This window comes from Nostoc sp. 'Peltigera membranacea cyanobiont' 213 (assembly GCF_002245975.1).
In the GTDB taxonomy this organism is placed as follows: Bacteria; Cyanobacteriota; Cyanobacteriia; order Cyanobacteriales; family Nostocaceae; genus Nostoc.
The window spans coordinates 59,542-83,820 of the sequence record NZ_NOLI01000003.1; the positions used below are offsets into that span (position 1 = coordinate 59,542).

The window sequence follows — 24,279 nt, forward strand, 5'->3', positions numbered from 1 at the left end:
ATGGCCGGCCAATTATTGATTGGCCGAGCAAAAATAGCCCATAAATGGACGGGGAGAGGTCAACCTTGTTGATTATTCGGCAAAACATCCTCAAGCATAGATCCTAATTCCTTATTTAACCTACCAGACTTGACAAATTCTGCATAAGTATCTGCCTCAATTGCCAGCAGTTCTCCTCGAAATTGCTCTGTTGTAAAGCTTTGAAGATTGGGGGACTCTTGCTGTAATTCATCAATTTCCATGCGTAAATCTGCAAGTTCCCCTTTTATTAGTGTCTCCTGGTAGCGGCGAAATTCTGGGTCAATGCCAGGGCGTTGGTCTGCCTGGAGATGTTGCAGAACGCGTTCTAAGGCAACATGACGGGCAACTAATTCTAAATATTGCTCGCGTAAGGGTGCATCACCTAGCAAATTGAGTTTTTCTAGCAAAGGTTTGATGGTCAATCCCTGAACAAGGAGAGTAAATAAAACTACTCCAAATACTGTTGCAATAATTTTTTCTCGCTCTGGTAGTATTGTCGATACACTCAATGCCAGGGCAATGGAAACGGAACCGCGTAACCCACCCCACCATAAAATAGTTTGTTCTGGTAAAGAAATGTCCGACTTGGTGATGCTAGTACTAAATTTGGTGAGAATCAAAATAGCAACTGCTCGCATCAAAATCATGGCTGCCACTGTCACCATAATGATTTGCAGGTTTTCGCCCAAACTAGCAAAGCGTATTTGGTCGCCAATCAGCAAGAAGACAATGGAGTTAACAAAGAACGCCAAAAATTCCCAAAATTCGGAGACAATAACCCGCGTGCGGGGATTCATACCGATACGAGAGCCAAAGTTACCTAAAATCAAACCTGTGGTGACAACCCCAATTACTCCAGAACCGCCCAAGTCTTCAATAATTAGGTAAGTGCCGTAGGCGGAAACTAGGGTTAAGGATTGCTCCACTAAAGGCAAATCGAAGCGCTGGGTGAGGTAGGAAATGCCAAACCCAATGAAAGCCCCCACCCCTACACCGATGCCAACAACTGTAAATAACTGCAATAAGATGGGCTGGAATTCCAATTCCACAGTTCCCAAAGATAAGGCAACCAAAAAACCAAAAGCAACTACAGCCATACCATCATTGAATAGGCTTTCGCCTTCCATTAAGGTGGTAAGACGACTACCTACACCGAGTTGACGGAACAAAGCGGTGACAGAAACCGGATCGGTTGCAGATAGGCTGGCGGCGATCAGTAAAGCTGTAGTTAGGGAAATACCAATGAATTGATTGAGAGCGATCGCTACCCCGACGATCGCAATTACCACCCCGAACACTGCATACAAGCAAATTGGTACTAAATCCCGCTTCAGTTCTGCCCATTTCAAATTCCAGGCGGCTTCAAATAACAACGGTGGTAAAAAAATAAACAAAATTAATTCCGGGGAAAGGGTTACTAAACGAACATCCACAAACGCCAAACCTAACCCAACAATCACCAGTAGCAAGGTGTAAGGGATATTGCGAAACCAGCTAAATACCTGCGGTAGTGTTGCCACACCTAGAGACACCGAAAGTACCAACAGAAACTGCTTGAGATTATTTGTAATCACTTCCTCGGCGATCGCTGATTCAAACACCATTAAAGATATTCCTGGTATAATTTTGCATTGATTCTCATCTGACTATTTTCAGATGACATCGGCTCAACGTAACACTTTGAGTTAGCAGAGAATGAAGATTTTACAGTTAACCGAGCATTTAGGAGGAAGGTCTTGGGTAATAACATTCGAGACCGCTTTAAAAATTTCCGCCGTCGGGGTTCGCAGCCAGAACAACTCCAACAGCTACAAACAGATTTGCTGGCTGAATCAGCCTTAGACTCAGCTTACATAATTTTGATTATTAGCTCCTGTGCGATCGCAACTTTGGGTTTATTATCTGACAGTGCAGCCGTGATTATCGGCGCAATGATTATTGCCCCTCTGATGTTGCCGATTCGTGGGTTAGCTTTTGGTGCTTTGCAAGCAGATATTACTTTATTTCGCAAGGGAGTAGTTGCTGTAGCAGTGGGCACAGTATTAGCAATAGCGATCGCCTCAACTCTGGGTTTGCTGGTAGGGTTGCCTAGTTATGGTAGTGAAGTGCTGGCTCGTTCCAGACCAACATTGTTAGATTTGGGAATTGCGGTAGCGGCTGGTGGTATCAGTGGTTACGCCAAAATAGAGACGAAAATCTCTGGTAGTTTAGCAGGAACTGCGATCGCTGTTGCTCTCATGCCTCCCATCTGTGTGATTGGCTTAGGCTTGGCACAAGGGAATTGGTCACTCAGTTTGGGGGCAACCCTACTTTATCTCACCAACTTATTAGGTATTGCCCTCTCCTGTATGGTGACATTCGTGATAGCAGGTTGCACTTCAATGGCGCGGGCGCGTCAACCCCTAATTTGGACTATGGCTTTAACAGCTATCCTGATAATTCCCTTGGGAGTAAGTTTTGCCCGACTTGTACGACAAGCGCAACTAGAAACCAGCTTGCGAAAAGCATTATTGAACCGAACCGTCACCTTTGGGCGATTGCAGTTAATTAACAGTAATACCAATTGGTTGACAAATCCTCCAGAAGTCCGGCTGAGTGTTCGAGCAAGGGAACCTGTCACACCTCGGCAAGTAGAATTATTAGAAGAATTTATTAAACAAGAAATGGGGCAACCATTCACTCTAATTTTTGAAGTTGGTCAAGTAGAAGAAATTCGACGTTCTGAACCCACACCTTAAGAGGATATTTGAAAAGTCCTTAGTGATGTATCAAATACTTTTAGATCCCCCTAAATCCCCCGTTGAAGGAGGCAGGAGGCAGGAGGCAGGAGGGACAATTAAGAAGGGGATTCAGCACCGTACTTAATCGATATCAATACTGAAGTGATTTTAAATTTCTAATTGGAACAAAGCGACCATGACTGCTGCTGTCTTTCTAGAAAACGTCTACAAGTTTTATAACAATGTACCTGTAGTTAATGACCTGTCATTCAAAATTGAAGCGGGGGAGATATTTGCTCTACTTGGCCCGAACGGTGCGGGGAAATCAACCACAATTCGGATGCTGACTACACTCACGAAACCGTCCCAAGGACGGATAGAAGTCGGTGGATATGATGTAACGAGCCAAGCAATGCTAGCAAAACAAAGTATTGGTGTAGTCTTGCAGCAAATCAGTGTAGATAACGATTTAAGCGTTTGGGAAAATATGGAACTGCATGGGAGACTACATCACATTAGTAACCCACAACGACAAAAACTGATTAATCAATGGCTAGAGTATGTTGAGCTAGCAGAAAAACGTGATGATTTGGTAAAAACCCTATCTGGGGGTATGAAACGACGGTTGCAGATTGCGAGAGCTTTATTGCATCAACCACAAATTCTGTTTTTAGATGAACCAACCGTAGGACTAGACCCCCAAACCAGGCGACGAATCTGGGAAATTATTCGGGATTTAAATAAACAAGGGATGACGATGCTACTGACGACCCATTATATGGATGAGGTCGAATTTTTGTGCGATGCTTTTGGCTCTACTAAGCCAGGACGCATCGGTATTATGGATGGCGGTAGGCTGATTTCTTTAGGAACTTTACAACAACTCCGTTCTGTTCACGGTGAAGGTTTGGTGATGAAGCAATTGGGTTTGTCTGAAGTGGGGACTGATAGTGCGCGTAGTTGGGAATATTTGTTTTTCCCATCTTTAGAAGAAGCGAATATCTACTTGAATGAACAGCCCGATAAAACCGGAATGATGGTGCGTCCCTCTAACCTGGAAGATATTTTTGTGGAATTAACGGGACGCAAGTTAGATTAACCTCATCCTCCTAACTGTCGCAGCATGGCTTCTACTCTGTCTACTCCTGCTGAGTCATTGCGCCGCTTGTATAAGTCGCGGGCTTTTTGAAGCGAACTGTTGGCAAGTTTCGCTTGTCGTCGCTGTTTATACATTGAACCCATCAACTCATAAGTTTGGGCATTGTTCTTATCCAAGTCGATTGCTTGTTGGTATGCCCAGGTAGCAGCACTATAGTCTCCCATCCGGGATTGGGTAACAGCCAATCCTAAATAGGCGTTAACGTTGTTACGGTTCAGTTGTATGGCCCGACGGTAGCCTTCTTTTGCCCCAGGTGTGTCTCCTAAATTGGCTTTGATGTAACCTACAGCGTAGTAAAAATCACTATTGTTAGGGTTGATGGCGATCGCCCGACGATAAGATGTTAGTGCTGCCTGGTAATTTCCCTGTTGAGCGTATAAGTAGCCAATACCTGAATGGATTTTAGCATTTTTGGGATCTAGGCTAGCTGCTTGCTGATAAACTGCGATCGCACCACCATAATCTCCACCATCCACTAATCTCCGTCCTTCTTCTAGTAGTTCCTTCAATTGTGGGTTTTTAGCTTGCGCCACTAATACCTGAGCCTGAGCCACTGAAGGTATAGTGAAGGCAAAACATCCTAGTAACACCACGCTAAACACAAATGATGTAGGCTTGTACACAGTAAATTTCCTGAAATTTTAGAGGACTTTTTTCTTGTACATTAAAACAAAAATCTGGACTTTTGAAAACTGTATTTCTTCGTATTGATTAAGATGTGAATAGTTCATCTCATCTTTCCTTTACAATCAGCATTACACCACAGAGTTTTTACTGAATATTCAAGTGTAAGATGTCAAGTTCAGATGAAGTTACCCTACAGATAAATCATTAAAATAACAAAACAACACGTTTGGCATCGGTATATATACGTGTCATTCTCTAAAAACTACAGGGATTTAACTTAATCCTAGAGAGATAATATTCCAATCTGAGAGACTTTAGCATTGATTCCTGTTTGTGATTTAATTTAATAATTCGTTGACCCTGTATTCAATTATTCTCACATTTTTAGTCATTGATACTATCTTTTAGGAAACTGCCTTTCAGACGTTTACATCCTACTTTAGTCATTACACGGTAAGATAAAATTAACAAGCAAAATGTCTCTTCAAATCCTAGCCTTTAGTTAGGACAATACTATAAATAAGAGCGCATTTGCGATCGTAATCTCCAATTGTGTAAGAGGATATTGATGAGCCTGTATCAACACACACTATTCTTGTACATATATTTTGATAATAAATATCAAATCTCAACCTAATATGCCATCTAGGAGACTAATTTATGATAATAACTACCACTGATGTGATTCAAGGAGCCGTGATTGAGTCATATTTAGGTATTGTGACAGCAGAAGTAGTCTATGGCAGCAATTTCTTGCGGGACTTTTTGGCTGGTATTCGGGATATTATTGGTGGACGCACTGCTAGCTACGAGCGCCTATTTGAGCAGGGTCAACGCAAGGCACTAGAAGAATTAGAACAGCGAGCGCAACGTTTAGGAGCGAATGCAGTAATCGGGATTGAAATTGATACTGGTACAATCAATCTTGACCAGTCAGGAGTTCTTTTGCTGATTACTGCCACAGGCACTGCTGTGAGGATGCGTTAATTTTTGATTATCTTTACTTTTGACAATTGTTACAAAGGTTACAAACTTTTGTATTGAGTTTAATTGTATATACAATTAACGCTTTTTCCCATAGAAATTAAGAATTGTATTATATTTGAAATTTTTTAGATTGAGAATGTCTAAATAATTCTTCAGACATTAATATTGAAGGATAACGTAATTTTACTTTCTGCTTTTTCGGAAATACCACATTCTTTAACAAGTGAATGTTCGCTACCTTTAGTTATTCTCACTCGGAGAAGGGGATTAGGAGGTTAGATTTTCTACATACATATACTTCACCGAATAAAAAATGGCTTATAACGAGTCACCAATGTATTGGCTCTGGCCACCAAGCTGACTGATGAATTATGAATTGTGTTGACTAGCTTTTAGTTCGGGGAAAGTCAAGGTCCAATTCTTATTATCATCGATCTGAAAGTACAAACCTTGGAAAATAAGCCGTAGAGCGGTTCGAGTTCTAATAAATTTTCTTACCAGATAAGTTCCTGGTTCAGCAAAGATATCATTAAAGCTTTTTTGATAACCAAATTGTTTTGAACAGTAATTACCAGCACCTTCAACTGTTAACACAAAAAACTCGGCTTGTTTGTATTCATCAGGAATCATAAAGATTCCATATATATGATGACGACCACGCCACGGCTGAATAATAACCTTAGTTGCATGTACCTGGAATTTTGTAGTTTTTGATGCTAAAAAAGCCTTGGGATTACAATCAGAATCATTAACAGGCCACCACACTGTAGTAATAATCACAGAGAATAGTAAAATTAAAAAATAGCGGAGTCTGCGATGCATAAAGCCAATAAAATTTGTTGATGCGGTCGGTAGAATTTGATGAGTAATGATAGTCCAGCTACAGCAGTAAGACTATCTACCTACAACACCTTCTAATGGCAAAGACAAAACATTAAGCAGGCGATTAATTTTTTTGTGAAAAAATTGCAGATTGGATATGCGATCGCTTACTGTGTTTTAGAGTTTCTTTACAGTATTAAACCTAGCTGAGAAACAACCAGGCTTTTGTGGCTATTAACACTGATTTATGCTCAAATTTTGCGCTGTAATTAATTCTACAATTTGTTGATTTTATTATGCTTTTGATGAGCTTTATTCTCATCAGCAGATGCTTTGATACTAGTTTTATATGAGGCTGCGCTTGATTCATGTAGGGACAATACTCTGTTGGTAATCCGTTGGATAACTCCTAGAGTAGCCCCTTCTCTAGGAGACGCTCCGCAAATGCGTCTGCTCTCACAGCCTGTAGTTTAGATAACTCTTATAAGCGCATCTTCAAATATAAATGCTATAGGACGGAGCGATCGCTATCAAGTTCAGGAAAAAAGCTACTTTTATTTCTCGGCAATGAATAAGGTAATTAAATACACAAATATTCGTTAGACATTTCCAAAAACAGATAAAAGATTTTATATTGAGAATTCCTAAATAAATAACTCTTCAAATATTAATTAATAAAAGCTAAGATGTATTAAAACATTGTTACAGAAATCTATTGTTTATTACTAAATATATATCCATCAACTATTTCTATCGATAGATATTAAAACAGATGATTTAGTTATTTAATCTTAAACAGGAACATGAATATATTTGATTGAGTTTGCTGGAACAGCACTGGAGAACATAAACTATGTCATACGTAAATCGGACAGGTAATGACGTTATTTCTAACGAGCCTGTTATTGCAGGTCGGGTAGCTGAATATCACGATCTTGTTCGCTGGGGGCCGATTATTTCTGGTTTGTTGGTTTCTTTAGCCACTCAATTAATATTAAGCGCCATAATTGCTGCTGTTGCGGCAGGCGCAGTTGAAGGTTCAGGTGCACCGAGAACAATTGCACCTAATGCTGCGGGTAATGCGGGGCTTTGGTCAACTATCGCTTTACTAATTTCCCTATTTACTGGTGGTTGGGTTACAACCCGTGCTTGCGGGCCGATGAACCGCAATACGGCTCTTCTTAACGGCGCAATTCTTTGGGCAACGACTTTAGCAGTTAGCTCATGGCTGTTAGCAAGTGGAGTATCTGGTGCTTTTGGTGTTGCTGCCTCTAACGCTGGAGAAGTTATAAATCAGGTACAACAACAAGGTGGTGTTAATGTACCACAAGCAAACATCAGTGCCCAACAAGCTAGGGAAGCGGCAGCTAATTTACGTTCGGGATTATGGTGGTTTGTCTTTGGTTCTTTGTTGGGTTTAATAGCCTCAATGATTGGAGCCGTAGCTGGTGCTCGCAGTCCCCGGACTAACAATTACAACCCTTAAAGTATTGTCTGAAAAATTAAATATTATTTATTTTAAATAAAAGCGCCTTGAAAAAAGGTGCTTTTTGTTTATTCTTTAGCAAGTAAGAATTCAAAATTTAATTATGAACTAAAAAATGGATGACTAAACGGGTTTAAATTCCCCATTTGAAGATTCTATATTCTCTTATAAGTGCATCTTCAAACAGAAATGGTATGAGAGATCGGGGCGATCGCTATCAATTTCAAGCTGCTTTTATCTCTTGCCTATCAATGGGGTAGTCAAATACACAAATATCCGTTATATTCCCGTAAGTAACACTTGGTATAAATATTTATGGGAAGAAGTTGGGAAAGTCTTAAGACAGTTGCAGGTTTCTTGGGTGCGTTGGGAAAAACCCTTGCCGTAAGTATCACACTTACACAGTTTGGGGCAAATACTTCGGCAATTGCGGCTGACACCGTTGTTGTGCGTTTAGGTTTATTTACAGAATCCATTTCCCTGGCTGAGTTGCAAAAGGCTGCAAAAACTGGGGAATTACCTGAGAGTCTACAGCCTTTTACTAAAGGATTAGCTGAACAACAACGCCGCTTCTTGTTGGGGGCATTGGGCATGAATATACCGATGAATGTTGTCACCATTGATAAGTTAGCTAATACCCAGATTGGCACAAGTATTCTCAGTGACTTCGCTACAGCCTTAGCCCGAAAGGACAAAGCTGGAGTTCAAGCACTAAGAGCAGGATTAGTATTAGGCTCTGCTGCACCGCAGGGTCTTTCTATACTCAGTTTTATCGCCGCTTATCCTAGTAAACGCTTAGAAATTGATTTGCCCCAGGCTTTTATAGTTGCAGGGAATTTGAATACAGCTTTTTGGCGCACGCAGCAATTTATGCTAGCCATCGCTCCCCAACTCGACCCCAAAACACCGCGAATTCCTTTCACTTTTGATCCCAGCCAACCAGGAAACGCTGAAGTAAAAATACTCAACTTAAGCCTGAATAACCAAAAGCGCGATGCCTACGGCGGGCAGAGCCAACGTAAAATTCCAGTTGATATTTATTGGTCAACTGCTGCAACTCCTGACAAACCCATAATTGTTTTTTCTCACGGCTTTGCATCAGTCCGCACGGACTTGCGTTACCTAGCAGAACATTTAGCATCCCACGGTTATGTAGTTGCAGCTTTAGAACATCCCGGTAGTAATGGGGAAAATACTAACTTAGCATTACAAGGCAAAACCAGAGTTATGAAACCTCAAGAATTTTTGTATCGCCCTCAAGATATTAGTTTTGTTCTTGATGAATTAGAAAAGCTCAACCAAACAGCTAATAATCCACTGCAAGGAAAACTTGCAACCAATAAAGCGATGGTTGTTGGTTATTCTTTTGGTGGTGCTACAGCTTTAGCACTTGCTGGAGCCGAATTACAACTAGAACATCTGAAACAACGCTGCAAAAAGAACTTGACTATTTTGAGTCTGGGAGAAAATATACAGTGTATTGCTCAAGAACTACCAGAAAATAGCTATCAACTACGAGATCCCAGAATCAAACGGGCGATCGCTCTCAATCCTATAACTTCTCTGCTCTTTGGCGAAACTGGGTTAACTAAGATACAAGTTCCTACCCTAGTATTAGCAGGTTCCGCCGATAAAACTGCCCCAGCTTTAACTGAACAGATTGTGGGATTTGACAAAATCCCATCCCCAAAATGGCTCGTTGGTATAGTTGGGGGTACTCATCTAAGTATAAAAGACCCTAGTACTACTTTGGATCAGGTAGGACAACCAAATACACCGATTAGTGGCGGTGAAGTTGTGGGTGAAAAAGCAGCAGATGTTCGCAAGTACCTTAAAGCTATAGCTTTAGCCTTTGCTGCACAGATGACTCCAGAAGCCAAAAACTACGCTATCTTTCTGACACCAGATTATGCCCAGTTTGCTTCAACTCCTGCATTTCCATTTCGCCTAATTACACAGATTCCTCCTGATGATATGGCAATAGTGAAGGAATTTGTTAATAAATAAGAGACTTCCAATTAAAAAAATATCCAATCTTATAAGGGAGTCAGTTCGTTACGTTGATTGCAACCCAACTCACTGGCTCACCTCCTGACTTATCCCAATAACAAATTTTTACGCCAACTTACTTAAGTAATATACAGCTAGGACTATAGGACTCATATTTGATTTTTGAACAAAACTCAGTACACCTTTATTCCTTCTTTTCAGTCCCAAGTCCCCAGTCCCCAGTCCCTTACCTCTACGAGTGATTCAGAAATCAAATCGGATTGCTATAGCCCTTTTAAGGTGTTCAACGAAAATACCTTGTTTCAGTGCTATTATCCTAAGTTCTCCGCTCAGATTTTAGGCTTTTTGAAGGTTGAAATCATTAATCTTCGTTCCAAATTTTACCACCTTGAAAGGGCTACAGCTAGGATTTATATCTTGACAAATAAGACCAGACATGTATGACTTGAAAAAACCCATTTGTCGTAGAGATAATTCATTTAAACTGAATTCTCGATCTTTTACTTAAGTACAATTATACTAACTTGATATTAAACCTATAGTTGCTGTTGAATCAATACTAAATTTTTACAGTATAAATAACTATTGAGACAGAAACTTTATAATATATTTGTTAAAAATAATAGAAGCTTAAGGGTGTAAAAAAGTAGGACTATCTGCTGGATAATACATATGTATTCTAGCTAAAATGCCAGAAATAAATGAACACAGGTTGCTTGTTGCAAAAATATGTTTGTGTATTGATTGGCTTAAGATTCTTTAGACTCACAAAAAGGCTTGAGCCTTTTTATCTGCTAAGTAGGTCGGCGCAATTAAAGCTAACTGGCATTCGCGTAGCGGCAACCACAGGAAAAAGCTGTCATTTGTCCTTTGTCATTGGCATTAGCAAGGGCTTTAAGTCTGTTTATGTTTTGTAACATACTTGGGGTTTTTCACGCCAACTTACTTATAAACGACAACTAAAGCAGAAATTAAAAAATCCAGGCGTATTTGTTTACTTAACTAATAATTAGTTTTAAACAGATAAAATTGGCTAACTATTTTTGACTTTTCAATCAACAACTTCTTCAATTTTACACAAGCTCATGCAACTCTATACAATTCTTGAAATCGAACACCTTAAGCAACACGAAGACTTTCCTTACTTCCTTGAAATTAGGGAGTGGGTAAAAAATTTTTTAGGAAGACCTCATCCTAACTTAGGAAGATCCGGCGCAGTTTGTCCTTTTGTACCTTACTCTCTAAAGTCAAACAGTATTCGTCTAGCAGTTATTCACACAAAAAATTTGTATCCAGAACAATTAGAAGAGGTTGTTGGACGCTACCGAAGTATCTTTCTTGGGATGGAAGTTAAAGAGCAAGAATTAGCAATTAATAAAGCTTTTTTAATTATCTTTCCTGATATTGATGAAAGAGCCTATCAAGTAATAGATAATGTCCAGCAAAAACTTAAACCTTTGTTTGTTGAATCAGGACTAATGATCGGAGAGTTTCATAAACGCAATGAAAGTCCTGGTCTGCATAACCCAAACTTTCGTCCACTTCGTAGCCCGATCCCCTTATTGGCTATCCGGTTTATGGTTGAGGCTGACCTCCCCTTTCTTCTGAGTCCGACCGATCCGCACTTACGTATTAAGTATCTGGAAGCTTATTTAAAGCATTTTGGTCATAAATTTACAGATGAAACAAAGTTTAAAAATGCTTATCAAGCGTTAGCTTTAGCAAGAGAAGAACTTACAGCTATTGTCAGGTAACACAGTTCTACCTGGGGAGTTACCTTTTTAGTTTTTAAAATTCCAGGCTCTATTGTGCTTCACAATTATCACAGGAGGTCATGAATATCAGACAAGTTAGCCCGGTTCCAGCCCAGTAATTTGGCCTTTAATCCCAGAAAGGTAGTCATACCCGCTCCTGTAAATTTTGGACTGCAACTAATACCGTTTCTTTGTGAAGCTACGCCAAATTCCCTTTACTTCTTATTTCTTTCTGTCTTTCTTTCTTTGTGCCCTTTGCATCCTTTGCGGTTCGTTCCTCATATAGTTCGGCGCACCTTCATACAGAACTGGTATAAGATTTTAAGTGGGATTAAAAATGCGATCGTCATTTCTCACGGGCCGAGTGGCTGTGCTTATGGTTTCAAGCGGGCATAAGCCAAAAATGTTAAGCCAGAAGCCGTTACAGATTGCACGAAATACAGAAACGTCAAAGCGGAAGTCGCTACAGGCTGCGCGAAACACGGAAACGTCAAGGCAGAAGTCGCTACAGGGAAGACAGAAGTCGCTACAGGCTGCGCGAAACACGGAAACGTCAAGACAGAAGTCGCTACAGGGAAAACAGAAGTCGCTACAGGCTGCGCGAAACACGGAAACGTCAAGACAGAAGTCGCTACAGGGAAAACAGAAGCCCTTACAGGCTGCACAAAACACGGGACTTCCAAATAAAAAAATACTCAACTACTTTTTGTGGGCTGGGCAGAAGAGCAGAGGGGAAAGAACTTGGTATTTGAACTCTCCTTTGCTCCTCTGCTCAAGCGTAGGCTTAGGGACTTCCAACAAATAAATTACCCAATCTTGTGGGGTATTTTTTTATTTGGAAGTCCCTTAATCGAGATGTGGTGATAAATCCGGGACTTTGACGAAGGAGTAACTATACAAGCTCTTGTTGCTCTTACCGCTCCTGCTATCAACGGTTAATTTTCAAGCATTAACTAAATAAAAAAGCGCTCTCCCAAATTGGGAAGGCGCTTTTTTGTTATTTGAGTGTGCGGTAGTGTAAAAACAATTCACTTCCAACCTGACGACTTTCGACAAGTTGCAAATGAGGAGCAGCCTTAGGAATAAAACCCTCCCCCTCTACTGGACTAGGGGCATTCTTTCCTCCAAAAACGATCGGCCAAATTGTCAACCACCAGTCGTCAATTTTTCCAGCCTTTAGTAGAGCAGCTGTTAAAGAGCCGCCTCCCAAAACTACAACCTTATGAATACCTCGCTCTGCAATCAAGCTGTAGGCCCGATCCCAGTCCAGGTCTGTATCTCCCAAATCAATTAATTCAGCCAGTTTTTGCAAGGTTGTTGCATCAGAATTGCGCTCTAAACCAGTTCGTGTTGTAAATATCCATCGCTTAATATCTTGACTCCAAAAAGGCAAGTCCAGCGAGAGATCGAGGGAACCTGAGACAACGCAGGTAATGGGCTGGGGAGACTGATTCCGAACTTCACGTGCTGCCAAAAGTTCGGGATTGCTAATTTTAAAGCTTACCCCTTCAGCCCGAATTGTCCCTGCTCCTACCAAGATTAGATCGGCAAGTGAGACTTGAAACTCCAAATGTGCTAGATCAACTGCATCGAAATCACGGGGTGCTTGAGGATCTACGGCGCTGATCTTTCCATCTGCCGTCATTCCAAGAACTACAGTTGTTTGGATAGCTGACATGATTACGTTCTGATGGTTCTTTATGATTTTACTCTTTTGAATCCTTGGCATGAATAGTTGTTGCATTGTGCTTTAAATCACTTTTCAAGCTATGGCTCAAGGTGCTAAAAGGATTGTTATTGGATTATTGCCTCTACGTAATAATCTAGCAAAAGTCAATTTTTTACACTTAAGAGATTGTCATGCCTAAACACATATCTGCAATTGTAGTTGTCTTAATTTTAATTTTGGGGTTGGCATTTCCAGTTCAAGCTGCAACTCCCCGTTCAAGTTGGGTGGAAAATGAAATTTACCAATACAACCATCCCTTTGCTTCTCAATTGCCTCAAGAATTGGCAACGAAGATGCAAAAAATGACAGCTAGCCCCTTTGCTTTTTATCGGGGAACAGATCGTATTTTTTATCGTGATATGCAGACTTTGCCAAGCTCAGGTTTTGTAAATTCTTCAACCTCAGCCATTTGGTTACAAGGAGATATGCATCTGCAAAATCTTGGGGGAATGAGAGATGGCAATGATAACAACGTTTTTGACACCACTGATTTTGATGAAGGCTATCTTGGCCCCTACGTTTGGGACTTGCGACGCATGGCAGTTTCCATTCTATTGGCAGCTAAAGAGAATGGTCTTAGCTCAAGTGATGCTCAAGATATTGTGCGGAATTTCTTAGATGCTTATCTGAATAAGATGAGCGACTTTAAGGGAACCAATGATGAACTGTCATACCGTTTAGAATCCAGCAATACGAATGGTGTAGTCAAAGATTTGATTCAAAATACATCAGGTAAGAGCCGTTCTAGCTTGTTAACGAAGTACACGCAATTAAACAACAGTAACAATCGAGTTTTCCAGACAACCTCGGAACTCCAGCCTGTATCTAGCAGCACCTATTCAGATATTGCTGGAGCGATGAGCAGTTACATTGCTTCAATTTCTAGTAGTAAGCGCTACAACAATAGTTACTACACCCTCAAGGATATTCGACTCAAATTAGGTTCCGGCACTGGTAGTCTTGGTAAGTACCGATATTACTTGCTAATTGAAGGCCCAAGTTCAGCAACCGACGACGATCGCATTTTGGAGATGAAGCAGGAAGGTAGTAGTGCAGTTGCGATCGCCGTTCCAGGTCTGCTACCAACTTCAGTTTACGGAAACCAAGAAGGGGCGCGGGTAGCAATCGCCATAAAAGCGATGCTCTCCAATACCGATCCCTTAGTTGGCTATACTACGGTCAGTAGCATCCCTTTTATGCTACATGAAAAATCACCCTACCAAGTGGACTTTGACTATACGTTACTAACCACTAAGTCAAAGTTCATGGATGCGATGGGATATGCAGGGAAGGTCGTTGCCAAGAACCATGCCATCTCTGATAAAGACTATGATGCTGCGATCGTTTCTGTAAGTGTTGACAAAGAAGTTACTGATGTTGTGGGCGCTAACAAGTCTGTATTCAAAGATGAAATTGTTAACTTTGCAGTGGACTATGCAACTCAAGTCGAGTATGACTACACGAGTTTTGTTAATGCTTATAACCAGGGGGTGACATTGTACTAAGAGGATGTCTGAAAAGTTTTTTTGTATACACCTAACACTTGGAGATCCCCCTAAATCCCCCGATAAATTGGGGGACTTTAAGACTCTTATTCTCCCCTTTTTAAGGGGGGTTGGGGGGGATCAACAAATATTTGATACTTCTCAGACATCCTCTAAGGAATGTGGATTAAATAAAGTGCAAAAGTAGAGTGCGTTACGCTCCGCTAACACACCCTACCAAGTTAAATCAAAAATATGTATTTATCGGCTTTTCAGCGATTTTATCTCTCACAAATTGCTGTAAGATTGCTATATACATCAGGAATCCTCGATAATTTGAGTGGCGACTTAGTAGCCCCCCTTGTTTCACGGTTACACAGCCGTCTGCTAATATTCTCTGGCTATGGCTAGAAGATATTCAGAGCAGTCCTAGCACGACTTGGCACTTGGAACGCTTCGGTGTGGCGGCTCGTCACCTTGGCTATTTACAAAGAAGGAATGCGTATATGGGCAAAGGAAGATTAGAAGCATTCAGTGATGGGGTGATTGCCATCATCATTACTATTATGGTGCTAGAAATCAAAGTGCCGCATGGGTTTGATTTAGCTGCGCTGCGTCCGCTAATCCCGGTATTTCTGAGTTATGTGCTGAGTTTTATTTATATCGGTATCTACTGGAATAATCACCATCACTTACTACAAGCAGTCAGACAGGTTAATGGGCGTATCCTTTGGGCGAATCTGCATTTGCTGTTTTGGTTGTCGTTAATTCCCTTCGTTACTGGTTGGATGGGCGAGAATCACTTTGCTGCTATGCCAGTTGCCCTTTATGGTACGGTGTTGATGTTGGCTGCGATCGCATACTACATTCTTACCCGCGCCCTGATTTCTTACCACGGTAAGGATTCGACCTTAGCGATCGCAGTCGGTGAAGACTTCAAAGGAAAAGTATCGGTGGTGTTTTATGCTGTAGCTATTCCACTTGCCTTTGTGAACTCATGGTTTGCCTGTGCATTGTACGTTTTAGTTGCGATTATCTGGCTTATCCCCGATCGTCGCATAGAGAAGACTCTCAGCGAATTTTAGATTTCTTAAGCTGCAACTTTTTCCTCAAAGGGTTTAAAAGTTTTCTTGCTAGCACTACAAATCGGACATTCCTAGTCTTCAGGAATTTCTTCAAAAGGTGTACCAGGTGCAATTCCTGAATCAAAATCGCCAGCAACGGGATGTAAATCATGCTGCATTGTTTACAAATCCATTTACGAGTTTTAGGATCTTCACCTGCAACTCTAATTGCTGTTTGTCCCCCATTAGGAACTTATTTAGTAAAACTTGTTTATAAATTTACGAAGAGCGAACATTATTAGAAGCAAGCCTGATTAATTCTTCAACATTGTTTGAGATTGTATTGCAAATTGCATTTAAAGGTAAGTCATTGGGATCAAACCCGAAAGGTTCTTCAATTTCTGAGCCAATTTGCTCAATACTTAATAAGGTAAAACTTACAAAAGCCATTATTAAACCAGTCCACCAATTCAAAAAGCTAACAATTTCCAAAGGTAATATCAAGCAAAAAATTAATAACAGTTGTCTAAGTTTGATAGTATATATCAAAGGCAGTGGCGTTTTTAAAATGCGTTCGCAACCACCTAAAATATCTACTAAATCATCTACGCAATTATGCAGAGTCGTTAGTTGATAGACATTTAGATATTTACGATCGTGCCGATCCTGCAAGTAATCTCCTATCCAGTAAGCAATTTGTAGTGGCGGATGATTAGTATCTTTGAGTTGTAAATATTGTTTTTCGGACATTAAAGATGCTAACTGAGTGTCTAAAGGTGCCGATCTTAAATGTAACTTCATTGCAACAGCAAAAGCAGTTACTAACCGAAGTATTGCCTCTTTTTCGACTCTATCTTGCGGTGTCTGCTCTTTAACTATTATCCAAATTCCCCGAGTTAAGTTACGAGATGTATTAACTAAAGCTCCCCATAGTTGCCTACCTTCCCAAAATCTATCATGGGCTGTATTTGTCCGAAAAACTAACAGTAATGTAAAACCAATATTAAAACTTAAAACAGCATTAGTAATAATACTGCTTGAATTTGTAAAAGCTATTGGCAATCCTAAATAATATAAAAGTGATATTAAAAGACCATAGGCAGTACAAAAAAATACCCAAATAATAATGTTAGAAATAATTGACCTTTCAAGCCGCATAGTTACTTGAAGCCAGTTCAACTTTTCGCCCTTGTAAAGGTGATACTTTTCTATCAAAGAGTTTTTGGAATTATTTTGAAAATAGCGAGGTCTTTTCATATTGGTAAGGTTTGACGATTACATCAATTAGCAAACTAACTTTTTTCGCTGAAGTTATCTTGCTTAAGCAAGATAGATGCAAGATGTAGGTTTGCAGATAGCGACTGTCGTGCAACTCTAATCAACACAAGTTTTAGTTCTAACATTGAAATTTATTTCTGTTAACCCTCTTTAGATAGGAAAATTCAGTAAATTTGGCCAATTCTTCACCATAAGCTGGGTTTTTTAGCTATTTTGGTCAAAATTGCTGGCATTTCACTTTTTTATCTGAAAATTGGGTAATTTTCACCTTTATTTCGAGTAAATACGTAAATACTCACTTTTTCTCACTGACAAAGCATAAAACAAGGAAATATTCTAAAACTTGTGATGTCTAAAGTTTTCTAAAAATAGAGTGCTGTGAATTTATGCTTTATTTGTCTGAAGCTTGAGACTGCACAAATTCAATCAATAATTAACTTTGCTCATGCTAGAAATACCGCCAGAAATTGAGAACCAAATTAAAAGATGGCATCGAGATGCAGTGATATTGCACTCGATTTTTATAACCTTGGGAGTAACTTCTATACTCTCATCTTTGATTGTTGCAACCTTTGTTGAAGAACTTGGAAACTTTCGGACAAAAGTTTTTGCTGCAATTAGCGCTGGTTCTGTAGGAATTATTAATACGACAGGTGTTGGACGAAAGGGTAACGGATTTCGTCAAGCCCAAAGACATTTAAAAGCTGAAACAATAAGATTCAGTGCTGGAAAAAGTTCTATTGAGGATTTAGCAAAAGCTTTTGCAGAAGCAGAATCGATGATAGGAGATGTAGAAATTAAGATCCGAGATTCATCAAATTCATGATAACGATATCGAATTACCAGATAAAGTAGGTATGGTGGCGATCTCTGGCGTTTCTGAGAATATTAGTCTGAAACGCCCAACTGCCAACGCTTTTTAATTATTATCACTTTGAGACTGCTGGTAGCGACGCAAAACAGATTGGATATTTTTTTTACAAACCTCTTCACCAATTACCTGAGAAAGCGATCGCCACAACTGGGAACCCACTTGTTTGATATAGTCGTGTTCATAACTTATCTGCACCGCAATTTCCGCATAGGTGCGTCCCAACCAACTTTCCAGCAAAACTACAGATTGAACGTCATTAAGTCTTTGCCCAAAGGTAGAGCCTAAAAGAGTATCGACTAGATTCAGCGCCTCTTGTGCTGTCATGGGTTAGCCTGCTTTATTTATAGGTTGAACTTATGATATTTCTGTTTTTAATGATATTTTTATGTTGCCTGTTACATTTTTTTACAGGAACAACTCACTTTTTCTCACCGACAGAGCGATCGCATTTGGATTAATAATTAATACAGTGTAATTAAATTATGCTTATCTCTCAAATTATAAAAAGGAGATCAACTCTATGAAATTTGGTATTGATATGGGACACAATTGCCCTCCAGATACAGGGGCAACAGGCATCAAACAAGAAGATGTTTTAACTAAAGCAGTTGGTACACAATTGATACAAAAACTCAGAGCAGCAAATCATACCGCTATCGATTGCACTCCCACAAGCGCTAGTAGTGTAACTGATTCTCTGAGACAACGAACTAATAAGGCCAATGCCAATAACGTTAATGTCTATGTTGCGATTCACTTTAATAAATTTAACGCTAAAGCTCATGGCACAGAAGTTTACGCCATTAGTAATGCATCACAAGGTATTGCTGAATCAGTTCTCAAAGAGATTGTTCAACTTGGTTTTTCTAATAGAGGAGTCAAAGATACAGGTTTCTTTGTTTTAAAGAATACACAAATGCCAGCTATTTTGATTGAGTGCTGCTTTTGTGATGCCAAGGTAGATATGGATCTATTTGATGTTGAAAAAATGGCGGAAGCAATCAAATATGGATTAATAGGTAAACCCAATAAAATTGAACCTAAATCTGATAAAAAATACGTTTTGGAAATTACAACTAAAACCTTTTTGAAGCCTTCTACAGAACAGGCATCAGACTTAGCAAAAGATTCTATCTTTGATATTGAACCAGGAGATTACCCAATTTTAGATGTCCGTTTTGAAGAAAATCATTATTGGGTTAAGTGGCCTGATAAAAGTCAAGGAAACAGAAACGAGCATTTTGTTTTTGCTGGACATGCCAAAGTTATAGAAAAAGATTAACTAATTCTATTTCAATCATTCATTAACATCTATAACCCCGGTTTCAGTAGGAAGCCGGGGTTATGTAAATAGTTTTTAATAGTAGAAAGACATCATTACTAAATGATTTAGTAAACAATTATTTTCATAAAGATTTAGCAACAATATTTCTACAAGCTGGTATTGAAAGTGCAAAAATTATTGGTGAGTTCGATCTATTGGATTTCACAATTTCTGCCCTGCGTAAATCGATCGCACTTCACCGTTACGGCGGATGACTGCTTCGCCATTACTAACCTCTACAAGTGTCCAACCGCTTGAGCCAATGCTTTCACCCATATTGATGCGGCGAGTCACGCCGTCAATTTTAAACAAAGCGGCAGATTTGTTACCTAACTCTAACAATCCTTCTAAAGTATTACTCGGAGCAACTGCGATCGCAGTTGCCGGATATACTTGTTCCTGGGTAATAGTTGGTTCTGACTCTGGCGCGAGTGCTGCACGTAATGGAACCACTGGTAATGCAGGCAGAGGTTTGGGTGTTTGCCGCACGGTAATAGGTGCAGTTCGTCCAGCGACAGGTTTAAGTTCTGCTTGCACAGCCGCAGCCAACATACTTACAGTTACAGGCTTGGCAGCTTGCCGCACTGTATTCAGGGCACTTTTCACAACATTAGGTTGAGATCCCTGAAATGCGCTGGCAACTTTTGGTATGAGTGTAGGAGTTCCAGGAATCGCCGGTAGGGCGTAGCGCATTGGCGATGGCGCTTGATAAACGGGAACGTAGATCCGCTCAACAACGCTGCCAGAACGGTTAGGGGCTGGTGGTGTATTGTTAGCTAGAAGTGGAAGTGGTGGTAAATTACCAGTTGTTTGCCCGTTACCAAAGGCTATTTGATTAGTATTTCTCTGACTGGTGAATCCCGCGCGAGATTTTTGATTGCTTTTTACTTCTTGCTTGTCTATAACTGCCAGCGCTCCCAGCATATAGTCAACCAAATCTGCCTCAATTTCTACTTTTGTTGGCAACTGTGACTGCGATTGCGGCGCTAGAAGAGCTTGCTGAGTTAAGTTGGTATTTAAAAGATATACAACTCCAGACTGCACCAAATAGATAATACTAGCGATCGCCACTCCTAAAGTTGTTCCTATAATCAGCAGTTTGCCCAAAGTCCGACTACTTTTCTGACGCTTTCTACTAACTGCTTTAATGGTGCCGTTATCAAAGACAACGGTACTCAAGTGCTTGTGGTTATCTTGAACAACTGACTGTCCGTTTGGTAAGATAATCTGCGGGATCGTAACTGTTTGCAGAGGTACATATTCTGAAGGTGACTGGCGTTGAGCTTGGGAGGAAACCCCAGCAAAAGACTGACTCGATTTGTTCTGTCTCGCGTGCCTAACGGTTTGCGAAGGCAGATTATCACTAACATCCAGAATGTAGTCGATATCGGCAAACAGTTCATCCATTAGGCCATCAGCATAGTTTTCTATCGACCAAGGCTCGTTGGCGATTAAGTCTTCTGATGGTTCGGGTACTATGAGACGGGTGCTGGCTTCTTGTAACATAGACTTTCTGGGTTATTGCTAGGACGAGGAAACGCCGCGCCTACTGCCTGGGAATTAGGATTACAGATGAAATATCCAATCCGCCGTCTTATTGAGACGAGTTGGTTGAGCGCTGGTATTAAAATGAACTTGAATCTGGGGATTGTTGATGATAACAGTACTAATATTTATGTCATCTATCATACCAATCTCCCTCCCTACTACTATACTCAGTCTTTGTGAACTTTGTGTTAAGCTAACGCTGGAAACTCATGCTGGCTCTTGGTTTTACGCAATTCTAAATATAATAATAAGGCGTTAACATCGGCTGGGTTTACACCACCGATACGTGCAGCTTGACCAAGAGTGAGTGGTTTTACGTGACTCAGCTTTTCCCGCGCCTCTTTGGAAAGGGTATCAATTGTTGTATAATCCAAATCCGCAGGTAACTGGCGGTGGGCTTGACGGGCAATTTGGTCAATCTGATTTTGTTGCCTAGCGAGATAGCCAGAATACTTAATGTCAATTTCTGCACCTTCTTTCTCGGCGCGGTTGAGGTTGGGGTTTCCCAGTCCAAACCTGTCGAGGTCAACGTAATGGAATCCCGGACGGCGCAGTAAGTCATTGAGGGTAATTGAACCTTTGATTGCTTGTTGGGTATTAGATGCGATCGCTATTCCTATTTCATCATGTTCTTTAACTCGTATAGCTTGCAATCTTTGCTTTTCTGTGGTAATGTTTGCTTGTTTTTGGGTAAATAGATTCCATCTGCGATCGTCAATTAAACCAATTTCTCGTCCCAAGGGTGTCAAACGTTGGTCGGCATTGTCAGAACGCAGTAATAAGCGGTACTCTGACCGACTTGTGAGCATTCGGTAAGGTTCCCTTAAATCCTTTGTACACAGGTCATCAACTAGCGTTCCGATGTAACTTTGCTCGCGGGTAAACACAATCATTTCTTGAGAACTAGCAAATCGAGCCGCGTTAATTCCTGCTACTAGCCCTTGGGCTGCCGCTTCCTCATAACCTGTAGTACCGTTAATTTGCCCAGCACAAAACAGTCCGGCAACCTTCTTGGTCATCAGTGTGGGGTAACATTGAGTAGCAGGTAAATAGTCATATTCCACGGCATAGGCCGGACGCAGCATCACACATTTCTCCAAACCGGGGAGAGTTCGCAACATAAGTAACTGCAAATTTTCTGGCAACCCTGTGGAAAAACCTTGGATATAAAGTTCGGGTATATCCCGTCCTTCTGGCTCAATAAAAATTTGATGGCTTTCCTTATCGGCAAAGCGCACAATCTTATCTTCAATACTGGGACAATAACGCGGCCCTTTGGCTTCCACCCAACCGCCATAAACTGGCGAAAGGTGTAAATTATCTTGAATTAGGCGATGGGTTTCGGCTGTGGTGCGGGTGATATAACAAGGCATCTGTTCCCGTTCTACCCACGCATCTGGATCAAAACTAAACCAGCGAACATCTTCATCCCCTGGCTGGATTAGCATTTTACTATAATCTGCCGATCGCTTGTCTACCCGGGCTGGGGTTCCAGTTTTGAGTCTTCCGGTTTCAAATCCCAGGCGATTTAGGGTTTGTGTCAATCCCTCAGCCGCAAATTCTCCAGCGCGTCCGGCTGGCATTGATTTGTTACCAACCCAAATTTTGCCCCCTAAGAAAGTGCCAGTTGTCAAGATGACAGCTTTACATTGAAAACCTACACCAAAATAAGTTTCAACGCCGATAACTTCATCATTAGCACCCAGCACCAAATCTGTCACCATACTTTCGCGAATTGTCAAGTTTTCTTGGTTCTCGACAATATTCTTCATCACTGCTGCATATTCGCGCTTGTCTGTCTGGGCGCGTAATGCCCAAACAGCAGGCCCTCGTGAAGAGTTGAGGATACGTTTTTGCAGGTAGGTACGGTCTGCTACTTTACCAATTTCCCCGCCGAGTGCATCTACCTCATGAGTCAACTGAGATTTGGCCGGGCCACCCACTGCTGGATTACAGGGTTGCCAAGCGATTCTATCCAAGTTGAGCGTCAATAGCAGGGTACGACAACCGAGGCGTGCAGAGGCCAGAGCCGCTTCGCAACCGGAGTGACCTGCACCGACGACTATGACATCAAAAGCGTCTTGGAATTCAACGGAATTGTGCATGGTCATACTTACAGGATCGGCAAGCTTAGAGTTCTTTTCAATTTTAACTGTTCCAGTGGTTTCATGGATGTAACTTTCTAATAAAAAAGTTATCAAATTTACTAGTACTCAATTAGAGACAATTTTTTATTTTTAAACTTGAGTATTAAACAAAAAATATAATATTTCTTAAAATTTGTGACAACGTTCCGGGTTCTTTATCACAGCTATTGTTCACATAGTTAGTTATTAATCCAATCTAATCCCTGATTGGGATGTATTCGATGATTTGTATAATTAGGATAAAATTCAAGTTCAGTAACAATAAATTATTGATGATTTGAAATCATCAATAACAGAAATTTCAAGAAGATAATTACCTTGTGTCTTTGAATCAATTAAACAATTATTTAAAAATGAAGCTCACCATCAGAAAACAAAAAAATATTACTAGATTTTTTAGAAAGGCAAGTTTTATCGGTATAGTTATCGGGATGATTTTTGTCTTAGTAGCTAGTAATGAGATTACCCACCACCAATTTGCTAGAACTGCTCAACCATTAAATGTATGCTCGACAACTGGTTCATCACCTTGCATAGATACCTCTAAAGAGATAACATCAAAACCATTTATTCCCAACCCGGAATTAAATGAAAAACAGCGTTTTTTATCTGCGGTTAGCCAGAAATTAGCCACAATTCCCCAGGCTGGTACTTATGAATATACTTTGCTGCGAACTTATGGGGCAGTCTTTGTAAACCAAGATGTTGGAATTAAACTACCGCCCAAAAATATCCTTGCTAATGAACAGGAGACTCAAGAGTTTCAATCTACTTTAATAATGGGTCATGTTGATGACACTAACGATTGTTATTTACAAAAATCTGCGGCTGACGCTCTAAATAAAGCGCGAGTTCAACAACATATCCCCCTAAAATCTGGTTATGGTTCTGGTGATTGTACTCGCACTTTCAACACAAATTTAAGATTTTGGCAAAAATATGCTAACAATCAAACTTTGGCAAAAGTCCAACAGGGCAAAGAAACAAAAATTCTCGGTTTAGTTGCACCTCCCGGAACTTCACAACACCTCTGGGGATTAGCAATTGATTTACGTGTAGGCAGTAAAGAACAAAGAAAAGCTCTGAATCAAAATGGTTGGTTTCAAACTGTGGAAAATGATGTTCCCCATTGGACTTATGTAGGTTTAACTGAAGATAATTTACCTCTATTTGGTTTTAACAAACAAGTTGTTCAGGGAATTACTTATTGGATTACACCACTTTAATTGTTGGATATCATAGCGG

21 protein-coding genes and 1 pseudogene are annotated in these 24,279 nt (G+C 40.4%); 12 read left to right on the forward strand and 10 right to left on the reverse strand.

What is annotated here, in order from left to right; genetic code table 11:
• Positions 1-59: 59 nt before the first annotated feature.
• Positions 60-1,625 carry a cation:proton antiporter gene (locus tag CDG77_RS01490; RefSeq protein ID WP_094327540.1) on the reverse strand — a complete coding sequence of 522 codons (1,566 nt, stop codon included), beginning with the start codon at positions 1,623-1,625 and terminating at the stop codon, positions 60-62.
• Between the two features lie 132 nt (positions 1,626-1,757).
• On the opposite strand from CDG77_RS01490, the gene CDG77_RS01495 reads away from it, so the two are divergent.
• Together CDG77_RS01495 and CDG77_RS01500 are read left to right on the forward strand one after the other, a co-directional pair.
• On the forward strand, positions 1,758-2,759 hold the full coding sequence (locus tag CDG77_RS01495; protein WP_094327541.1) for a DUF389 domain-containing protein: 1,002 nt from the start codon (positions 1,758-1,760) through the stop codon (positions 2,757-2,759).
• Positions 2,760-2,937: 178 nt separating this feature from the next.
• On the forward strand, positions 2,938-3,840 hold the full coding sequence (locus CDG77_RS01500) for an ABC transporter ATP-binding protein (RefSeq protein ID WP_094327542.1): 903 nt from the start codon (positions 2,938-2,940) through the stop codon (positions 3,838-3,840).
• A 2-nt stretch (positions 3,841-3,842) separates the two neighbouring features.
• Here CDG77_RS01500 and CDG77_RS01505 read toward each other — a convergent pair whose 3' ends face one another.
• The gene (locus CDG77_RS01505) at positions 3,843-4,523 is read right to left on the reverse strand and encodes a tetratricopeptide repeat protein (RefSeq protein WP_094327543.1); all 681 of its coding nucleotides are present in this window, start codon (positions 4,521-4,523) and stop codon (positions 3,843-3,845) included.
• A gap of 664 nt (positions 4,524-5,187) precedes the next feature.
• On the opposite strand from CDG77_RS01505, the gene CDG77_RS01510 reads away from it, so the two are divergent.
• Positions 5,188-5,514 (forward strand): YbjQ family protein, encoded by a 327-nt coding sequence (locus CDG77_RS01510; protein WP_094327544.1) that lies wholly within the window; start codon positions 5,188-5,190, stop codon positions 5,512-5,514.
• 369 nt (positions 5,515-5,883) lie between these two features.
• On the opposite strand, the gene CDG77_RS01515 is transcribed toward CDG77_RS01510, so the two are convergent.
• The gene (locus tag CDG77_RS01515) at positions 5,884-6,336 is read right to left on the reverse strand and encodes a hypothetical protein (protein WP_094327545.1); all 453 of its coding nucleotides are present in this window, start codon (positions 6,334-6,336) and stop codon (positions 5,884-5,886) included.
• 853 nt (positions 6,337-7,189) lie between these two features.
• Here CDG77_RS01515 and CDG77_RS01520 point away from each other — a divergent pair.
• The 3 genes from CDG77_RS01520 to CDG77_RS01530 all read left to right on the forward strand — a co-directional run bounded on the left by CDG77_RS01520 (position 7,190) and on the right by CDG77_RS01530 (position 11,586).
• Positions 7,190-7,822, forward strand: coding sequence for a hypothetical protein (locus CDG77_RS01520; protein WP_094327546.1), 633 nt, complete (start codon positions 7,190-7,192; stop codon positions 7,820-7,822).
• A 315-nt stretch (positions 7,823-8,137) separates the two neighbouring features.
• Complete coding sequence (locus CDG77_RS01525) at positions 8,138-9,829, forward strand: alpha/beta hydrolase (protein WP_094327547.1); 1,692 nt, start codon at positions 8,138-8,140, stop codon at positions 9,827-9,829.
• A gap of 1,046 nt (positions 9,830-10,875) precedes the next feature.
• Positions 10,876-11,586 (forward strand): DUF6875 domain-containing protein, encoded by a 711-nt coding sequence (locus tag CDG77_RS01530; RefSeq protein ID WP_308737827.1) that lies wholly within the window; start codon positions 10,876-10,878, stop codon positions 11,584-11,586.
• Positions 11,587-12,583: 997 nt separating this feature from the next.
• Here CDG77_RS01530 and CDG77_RS01540 read toward each other — a convergent pair.
• Entirely contained in the window at positions 12,584-13,264 is a 681-nt protein-coding gene (locus CDG77_RS01540) for a RibD family protein (RefSeq protein ID WP_094327549.1), read from the reverse strand.
• 182 nt (positions 13,265-13,446) lie between these two features.
• Here CDG77_RS01540 and CDG77_RS01545 point away from each other — a divergent pair, with 182 nt between their 5' ends.
• The 3 genes from CDG77_RS01545 to CDG77_RS01555 all read left to right on the forward strand — a co-directional run bounded on the left by CDG77_RS01545 (position 13,447) and on the right by CDG77_RS01555 (position 15,884).
• On the forward strand, positions 13,447-14,820 hold the full coding sequence (locus tag CDG77_RS01545) for a DUF2252 domain-containing protein (RefSeq protein WP_094327550.1): 1,374 nt from the start codon (positions 13,447-13,449) through the stop codon (positions 14,818-14,820).
• A gap of 234 nt (positions 14,821-15,054) precedes the next feature.
• On the forward strand, positions 15,055-15,210 hold the full coding sequence (locus CDG77_RS36170; protein WP_190233885.1) for a hypothetical protein: 156 nt from the start codon (positions 15,055-15,057) through the stop codon (positions 15,208-15,210).
• A 35-nt stretch (positions 15,211-15,245) separates the two neighbouring features.
• Positions 15,246-15,884 (forward strand): TMEM175 family protein, encoded by a 639-nt coding sequence (locus CDG77_RS01555; protein WP_223269682.1) that lies wholly within the window; start codon positions 15,246-15,248, stop codon positions 15,882-15,884.
• A gap of 5 nt (positions 15,885-15,889) precedes the next feature.
• Here the strand turns inward: CDG77_RS01555 and CDG77_RS37320 are convergent.
• Together CDG77_RS37320 and CDG77_RS01565 are read right to left on the reverse strand one after the other, a co-directional pair.
• A pseudogene (locus tag CDG77_RS37320) lies at positions 15,890-16,116 on the reverse strand (rubredoxin); the annotation flags it as partial.
• A 26-nt stretch (positions 16,117-16,142) separates the two neighbouring features.
• A complete protein-coding gene (locus CDG77_RS01565; protein WP_258169616.1) occupies positions 16,143-17,078 on the reverse strand; it encodes a bestrophin family protein in 936 nt (311 codons plus the stop codon).
• A 508-nt stretch (positions 17,079-17,586) separates the two neighbouring features.
• Between CDG77_RS01565 and CDG77_RS01570 the strand changes: the two genes are divergently transcribed.
• Positions 17,587-17,967, forward strand: a complete 381-nt coding sequence (locus CDG77_RS01570) for a hypothetical protein (protein WP_094327554.1) — start codon at positions 17,587-17,589, stop codon at positions 17,965-17,967.
• A 93-nt stretch (positions 17,968-18,060) separates the two neighbouring features.
• On the opposite strand, the gene CDG77_RS01575 is transcribed toward CDG77_RS01570, so the two are convergent.
• Complete coding sequence (locus tag CDG77_RS01575) at positions 18,061-18,339, reverse strand: hypothetical protein (RefSeq protein ID WP_181154289.1); 279 nt, start codon at positions 18,337-18,339, stop codon at positions 18,061-18,063.
• Positions 18,340-18,535: 196 nt separating this feature from the next.
• Between CDG77_RS01575 and CDG77_RS01580 the strand changes: the two genes are divergently transcribed.
• The gene (locus tag CDG77_RS01580) at positions 18,536-19,297 is read left to right on the forward strand and encodes an N-acetylmuramoyl-L-alanine amidase (protein ID WP_094327555.1); all 762 of its coding nucleotides are present in this window, start codon (positions 18,536-18,538) and stop codon (positions 19,295-19,297) included.
• A 204-nt stretch (positions 19,298-19,501) separates the two neighbouring features.
• On the opposite strand, the gene CDG77_RS01585 is transcribed toward CDG77_RS01580, so the two are convergent.
• The 3 genes from CDG77_RS01585 to mnmG are packed head-to-tail and all read right to left on the reverse strand — an operon-like array spanning position 19,502 to position 22,998.
• On the reverse strand, positions 19,502-20,845 hold the full coding sequence (locus tag CDG77_RS01585; RefSeq protein ID WP_094327556.1) for a hypothetical protein: 1,344 nt from the start codon (positions 20,843-20,845) through the stop codon (positions 19,502-19,504).
• A gap of 60 nt (positions 20,846-20,905) precedes the next feature.
• The gene (locus tag CDG77_RS38405; RefSeq protein WP_258169615.1) at positions 20,906-21,028 is read right to left on the reverse strand and encodes a hypothetical protein; all 123 of its coding nucleotides are present in this window, start codon (positions 21,026-21,028) and stop codon (positions 20,906-20,908) included.
• Between the two features lie 47 nt (positions 21,029-21,075).
• Complete coding sequence (mnmG, locus tag CDG77_RS01590) at positions 21,076-22,998, reverse strand: tRNA uridine-5-carboxymethylaminomethyl(34) synthesis enzyme MnmG (protein ID WP_094327587.1); 1,923 nt, start codon at positions 22,996-22,998, stop codon at positions 21,076-21,078.
• Positions 22,999-23,387: 389 nt separating this feature from the next.
• Between mnmG and CDG77_RS01595 the strand changes: the two genes are divergently transcribed.
• Complete coding sequence (locus CDG77_RS01595) at positions 23,388-24,260, forward strand: D-alanyl-D-alanine carboxypeptidase family protein (RefSeq protein WP_094327557.1); 873 nt, start codon at positions 23,388-23,390, stop codon at positions 24,258-24,260.
• Positions 24,261-24,279 lie beyond the last annotated feature (19 nt).

Bases quoted from the DNA above. Each gene is read 5' to 3' on its own strand.
- CDG77_RS01540 (WP_094327549.1), bottom strand. From the start codon at position 13,264: ATGTCAGCTATCCAAACAACTGTAGTTCTTGGAATGACGGCAGATGGA.
- CDG77_RS01570 (WP_094327554.1), top strand. From the start codon at position 17,587: ATGCTAGAAATACCGCCAGAAATTGAGAACCAAATTAAAAGATGGCAT.
- CDG77_RS01525 (WP_094327547.1), top strand. From the start codon at position 8,138: ATGGGAAGAAGTTGGGAAAGTCTTAAGACAGTTGCAGGTTTCTTGGGT.
- CDG77_RS01515 (WP_094327545.1), bottom strand. From the start codon at position 6,336: ATGCATCGCAGACTCCGCTATTTTTTAATTTTACTATTCTCTGTGATT.
- CDG77_RS01500 (WP_094327542.1), top strand. From the start codon at position 2,938: ATGACTGCTGCTGTCTTTCTAGAAAACGTCTACAAGTTTTATAACAAT.
- CDG77_RS01490 (WP_094327540.1), bottom strand. From the start codon at position 1,625: ATGGTGTTTGAATCAGCGATCGCCGAGGAAGTGATTACAAATAATCTC.
- CDG77_RS36170 (WP_190233885.1), top strand. From the start codon at position 15,055: ATGTATTTATCGGCTTTTCAGCGATTTTATCTCTCACAAATTGCTGTA.
- CDG77_RS01575 (WP_181154289.1), bottom strand. From the start codon at position 18,339: ATGACAGCACAAGAGGCGCTGAATCTAGTCGATACTCTTTTAGGCTCT.
- CDG77_RS01520 (WP_094327546.1), top strand. From the start codon at position 7,190: ATGTCATACGTAAATCGGACAGGTAATGACGTTATTTCTAACGAGCCT.
- mnmG (WP_094327587.1), bottom strand. From the start codon at position 22,998: ATGACCATGCACAATTCCGTTGAATTCCAAGACGCTTTTGATGTCATA.
- CDG77_RS01585 (WP_094327556.1), bottom strand. From the start codon at position 20,845: ATGTTACAAGAAGCCAGCACCCGTCTCATAGTACCCGAACCATCAGAA.
- CDG77_RS01580 (WP_094327555.1), top strand. From the start codon at position 18,536: ATGAAATTTGGTATTGATATGGGACACAATTGCCCTCCAGATACAGGG.
- CDG77_RS01545 (WP_094327550.1), top strand. From the start codon at position 13,447: ATGCCTAAACACATATCTGCAATTGTAGTTGTCTTAATTTTAATTTTG.
- CDG77_RS01595 (WP_094327557.1), top strand. From the start codon at position 23,388: ATGAAGCTCACCATCAGAAAACAAAAAAATATTACTAGATTTTTTAGA.
- CDG77_RS38405 (WP_258169615.1), bottom strand. From the start codon at position 21,028: ATGATAGATGACATAAATATTAGTACTGTTATCATCAACAATCCCCAG.
- CDG77_RS01510 (WP_094327544.1), top strand. From the start codon at position 5,188: ATGATAATAACTACCACTGATGTGATTCAAGGAGCCGTGATTGAGTCA.